General features: G+C 74.7%; 5 protein-coding genes. 3 read left to right on the top strand and 2 right to left on the bottom strand.

Annotation, left to right across the window (positions count from 1 at the left end):
- Nucleotides 1-44 precede the first annotated feature (44 nt).
- Nucleotides 45-1,424 carry a M20/M25/M40 family metallo-hydrolase gene (locus tag AOK24_RS42495; RefSeq protein WP_055725212.1) on the bottom strand — a complete coding sequence of 460 codons (1,380 nt, stop codon included), beginning with the start codon at nt 1,422-1,424 and terminating at the stop codon, nt 45-47.
- Nucleotides 1,425-1,552: 128 nt separating this feature from the next.
- Here AOK24_RS42495 and AOK24_RS42490 point away from each other — a divergent pair, with 128 nt between their 5' ends.
- The 3 genes from AOK24_RS42490 to AOK24_RS42480 all read left to right on the top strand — a co-directional run bounded on the left by AOK24_RS42490 (nt 1,553) and on the right by AOK24_RS42480 (nt 3,462).
- Entirely contained in the window at nt 1,553-2,446 is an 894-nt protein-coding gene (locus AOK24_RS42490; protein WP_240554392.1) for a LysR family transcriptional regulator, read from the top strand.
- Nucleotides 2,447-2,545: 99 nt separating this feature from the next.
- Complete coding sequence (locus AOK24_RS42485) at nt 2,546-2,872, top strand: non-heme iron oxygenase ferredoxin subunit (protein ID WP_055725210.1); 327 nt, start codon at nt 2,546-2,548, stop codon at nt 2,870-2,872.
- Nucleotides 2,851-3,462 carry a TetR/AcrR family transcriptional regulator gene (locus AOK24_RS42480; protein WP_338060980.1) on the top strand — a complete coding sequence of 204 codons (612 nt, stop codon included), beginning with the start codon at nt 2,851-2,853 and terminating at the stop codon, nt 3,460-3,462. Before AOK24_RS42485 ends, AOK24_RS42480 begins: the two co-directional genes overlap by 22 nt.
- A 4-nt stretch (nt 3,463-3,466) precedes the next feature.
- Here the strand turns inward: AOK24_RS42480 and AOK24_RS42475 are convergent.
- Nucleotides 3,467-4,357: tetratricopeptide repeat protein (locus AOK24_RS42475; RefSeq protein WP_420876733.1), on the bottom strand; the 891-nt coding region annotated here is incomplete at its 5' end.

Raw genomic sequence — 4,357 nt, 5'->3', positions numbered from 1 at the left:
GTACTACAACAGGTAGGGGGTACTACACGGGGACTACCTGAGGACTACGCGCGGCTCGGCAGCGGATGGTCCGCCGTCGGATTCCCCAGCGCGTGCAGCAGCCCCACGGTCAGCACCAGCCCTTCCCGCGCGATGGCTTTGGGCAGGTGTTCGTCGGTGGCGTGCTGCCGGCAGCCGGGGTAGGAGTGCGGGAGCCAGAGCGTGGACAGGCCGAGTACGTCCGTGAAGACCGCGTTGGGCAGGCCGCCGCCGATGTTGGGGAGGACGGCGACGGGCCGCCCGGCGGCGCGGTCGAGGACGGGCCGCGCCCACCGCACCCACGGGTCGTCGAGCGGCGTACGACTCGCGGGGTACGCGCCGAGCGTGCTGACGTCGACCATCGGGTAGCCGTGGGAGGCGAGGTGCGCGGCGACAGCGGCGGCGGCGCCCTCGACGTCCGTGCCGACGACGTGCCGGAGCTGGAGGACCGCGCGGGCCCGCCCGGGGATCGCGTTGACGGGGTGCTCGGCGTCGCCGGAGGAGAAGGCGATGACTTCGAGGGTGTTCCAGGCGTAGAGCCGTTCGGCGGGGGTGAGTCCCGGCTCACCCCAGTGCGGGTCGGCGTCGACCTCGACCCCGGCGAGCGCCTCGCGCACCTCGGGGCTCACCGGCGGCGGCAGCAGCTCGGGGACGAGGATGCGGCCGTGTCCGTCGACGAGGGTGGCGACGGCCCCGGCGAGGGTGGTCGCCGGGTTGCGCAGGACGCCGCCCCGGTTGCCGGAGTGGTGGGAGCCGGGCCGCAGATCGGCGTCGAGGAGGAGCTGTACGGCGCCCCGGGCGCCGAGGAACAGCGTCGGTGTCGTCTCGTCGAGGCGGGGTCCGTCGGAGGCGAGCAGGACGTCCGCCGCGAGCAACTCCCGCTGGGCGGCGGCGAATGCGGTGAGGCCGGGCGAGCCGATCTCCTCGCCGGGGTCGAAGAGGAACGTCAGGTTGAAGCCGAGGCGGCCCTGCTCGGCGAGCAGCAATCGCAACGCGGCGAGGTTGACGAGGTGTTGGCCCTTGTTGTCGGCGGCGCCGCGCCCGTACCAGCGGTCGCCGTCGGCGGTGAGGGTCCACGGGTCGCGGTCCTCGCTCCACCGGCCGGCCATGCCCTCGACGACGTCGGCGTGGCCGTAGCACAGGACGGTCGGCAGCGCGGGGTCCTCGATCCGGCGGCCGACCAGGAAGGGGCCGGCCGCCGGTGAGGGGTTCTCGTGCCGGGTGACCGTGCAGCCGAGGTCCGTCAGCGCGGGGGTCAGGATCTCGCCGAGGTATGCCTCCAGGGCAAGGCGGCCCTCGGGGAGCGCACTCTCCGTGGCGTACGCGACCATCGTCGCGAGCTCGGCGAAGAAGGCACCGGAGTCGACGAACTCCTCGGCCGCGCGGGCGAGTTTCTCGGGGGTCACGGGTGCGCGCTCCAGGGTTACGGGGAGGTGTGGCATCAGCAGAGTAGGGCGGTTCGCGGTCTGCGACCATTGCCGTTTGTGACGCCCTGCGTTCTCTTTTCGGCAACCCTCCGGAGGTTTTGGTGCAGATGCTGCCGGTGAACCTGGCGTATTTCCTCGAAGTGGCCCGCGCGGGTTCGGTGACGGAGGCCGCGCAGGGTCTGAACGTGGCGCCGTCGGCGGTCAGCCGGCAGATCGCCAAGCTGGAGTCGAGCCTCGGGGTGGCGCTGTTCGTCCGGCATCCGCGCGGGATGACCCCGACCGAGGCGGGCCTGCGGCTGCTGGCCCACGCGCGCCGCACGGAGGCCGAATCGGCCGCGCTGGTCGAGGAGTTGAGGAGCGGCGGGGGCGCGGCGGCGCGCACGGTCGCCGTCGCCTGCTCGGAGGGGTTCGCGCACCGCCTCGTCCCGCGCGCCGTCGCCGCGCTGCGCCGCGACCATCCCGACGTGTCGTTCCGCATCGACGTCGTGCGGCGCCAGGAGGCGACGCGCCGGGTCGTGGAGGGGCTCGCGGACGTCGCGGTGACCTATGCGATGGGGCCGCAGGCCGACGTGCGCGTCGAGTGCTCGGTGGTGGTGCCGGTGACCGCGCTCGTCCCGTACGGGCATCCGCTCGCCGGGCGCGAGCGGGTGGGTCTCGCCGAACTCTGCGGGTATCCCCTGGCGTTGGCCGGCCCGGGGACCAGTCAGCGCGAGCTGTTCGACATCGGCGTACGCCTCGAAGGGCTCACCGTGCGCCCGGCCCTGGTGTGCGACGCGCTCGCCCCGCAGTACGCGTTCGTCCGCGCGGGCGGCGGCATCGCCCTGGTCGGCGACCTCGGCGACCAGGACGACACGGGCCTCGCCCACGTCCGCGTCGACCACCCGGTGTTCCGCCAGCGGGAGGCACAGGTCCAGACGGCGGCGGTACGGCGGCTCCCGTGGGCGGCGACGCGCTGCGCGGAACTGCTGACGGAGGCGTTGCTGAGGGCGCCGGGGACCTAGTCCCTTCCGCCTACTCCTCCTCGGTCCCGAGGCCCTTACCGGTGCGGACCAGCGTCGTTAACCTGAGCGGCCCATCCCCCCTTCCCCCCGAGGAGAACGGTGCCCGAGAGCGGCTTCGCCCACGTGTGTGCGCTGGACGTGCTGGAGGAGGACGTCCCCCGGCGGTTCGAGGTCGCGGGGGTGCCTCTGGCCGTCGTCCGGACGAAGGCGGAGGTCTTCGCGATCCACGACGTCTGCTCGCACAGCGCGGTGTCCCTCTCGGAGGGGGACGTCGAGGGGCGCAGCGTGTCGTGCTGGCTGCACGGCTCGCGGTTCGACCTCGGCACCGGCAAGCCGCTCGACCCCCCGGCGACCAGGCCGGTCCCCGTGTACCCGGTGCGGGTCACGGACGGGCACGTGTACGTGTGCCTGCCGGGCGAGGGCTGATGGAGGGCGCCGCCGACGGCGCGCGTTCGGACGCCACCCGCAACCGTGAGCGCATCCTGGACGCCGCGCGGCGTCTGGTCGTCGAGCACGGGCCCGAGCACGTCACGATGCGGGAGGTCGCGGCCGAGGCCGGTGTCGGCAAGGGCACCCTGTTCCGGCGGTTCGGCGACCGGGACGGCCTGCTCGCCGCGCTGCTCGACGAGGCCGACGCGGACTTCCTGGAGGCGTGCACGTCCGGCCCTCCGCCGCTGGGCCCCGGCGCGCCGCCCGTCGACCGGCTCACCGCGTTCGGCCACGCCCTGCTGGACCGAACGGCCGTCGAGGGCGACCTCGGCCCGCCCCTCGCCCGGGTCCTGCTGCCGCGCCACCGCGACGACTCCGGACCGGGCCGCGCCTTCCAGACCCATGTGACGGCGCTCCTGCGCGAGGCGGGCGTCGAGGGCGACCACGACCTCCTCGCCCGCGCCCTGCTGTCCTTCCTGAGCTGGGAGACGAAGGACTACCTCGACCGGCACGCGATCCCGGAGGCCCGCCTGTACGCGGCGTGGGCGGACCTGGTCCGCCGCGTGCTGTGCCTGCCCCGGGGCTGAACGCTCACGGCGCGGTGCGCCGCGTCTCGCGCGCCCGCTCCAGGACGCCCGCAGCCGCCCGGTTGCGCGCGTGCGGGCGCAGCCGGGCCAGGAGGGTGCGCAGCCGGGTGTCGGCCCGGTCGCTGGCGATCACCGGGTACGTGTCGAGGAAGGTGTGCGCCGCCGCGCAGGCCCGGTCGAGGTGCCCGATGTCCAGGTGGGTCAGGGCGAGGTCGGCGAGCGTGATCGCCGTGGAGCGGCGTTCGTCCGGCGGCCGGTGGCGCAGCGAGGTCTCCAGGGCCCGTACGGCCGACCGGTGGTCGCCTCGTGCCCGGTGCACGTACGCCTGTTGCAGGGCGAGGACGCCGGGGTGGAAGGCGCCGGTGGGCAACTCCCCCGCGCCGCCCGCGCGTTCGAGGCAGCGTTCCGTCTGGGTGAGGCGTGCGAGGCAGGCCGGGTCGCCTGTGGCGGCTTCCGCGACCGCCAGCTGGCCGAGGAAGAAGGCGTGCTGGCGGGGCGGGGCATGCCGGACCCCGATCCGGGCGGCGCCCCGCGCCAGCGCCCTCGCCTCGTCGGCGTGGCCCAACTGGTGGGCCTGGACGCTGAGTCCGCGCAGGGCGACCGCGTGTCCGACGCGGTCGCCGACCTCGTCCGCGAGCCTCGCCGCGGCCCAGTACATGCGCTGCGCCAGTGCGTGCCGGCCGCTGTCGTAGGCGACGAATCCGCAGAGGTACGCCAACTGGGCGGCCACCTCGAAGAGTTCGCGGCGGACGCCGGACGGGGCCGAGCCGCGCAGCCAGGGGAGCAGGGTGGTGCCGAGGAACCGGCGCAGGGGTTCGCGGACCGCGCCGGAGCCGAAGACGTCGTCGCTGCGGGAGAGGACGACGAGGAGGTGGCGGGCGGATTCGACGTGGGG

This window comes from Streptomyces niveiscabiei (assembly GCF_001419795.1).
In the GTDB taxonomy this organism is placed as follows: domain Bacteria; phylum Actinomycetota; class Actinomycetes; order Streptomycetales; family Streptomycetaceae; genus Streptomyces; species Streptomyces niveiscabiei.
The sequence above is the reverse complement of the archived record's forward strand: the minus strand, read 5'-3'. Positions and strand labels throughout refer to the sequence as shown.

Bases quoted from the DNA above. Each gene is read 5' to 3' on its own strand.
- AOK24_RS42490 (WP_240554392.1), top strand. From the start codon at position 1,553: ATGCTGCCGGTGAACCTGGCGTATTTCCTCGAAGTGGCCCGCGCGGGT.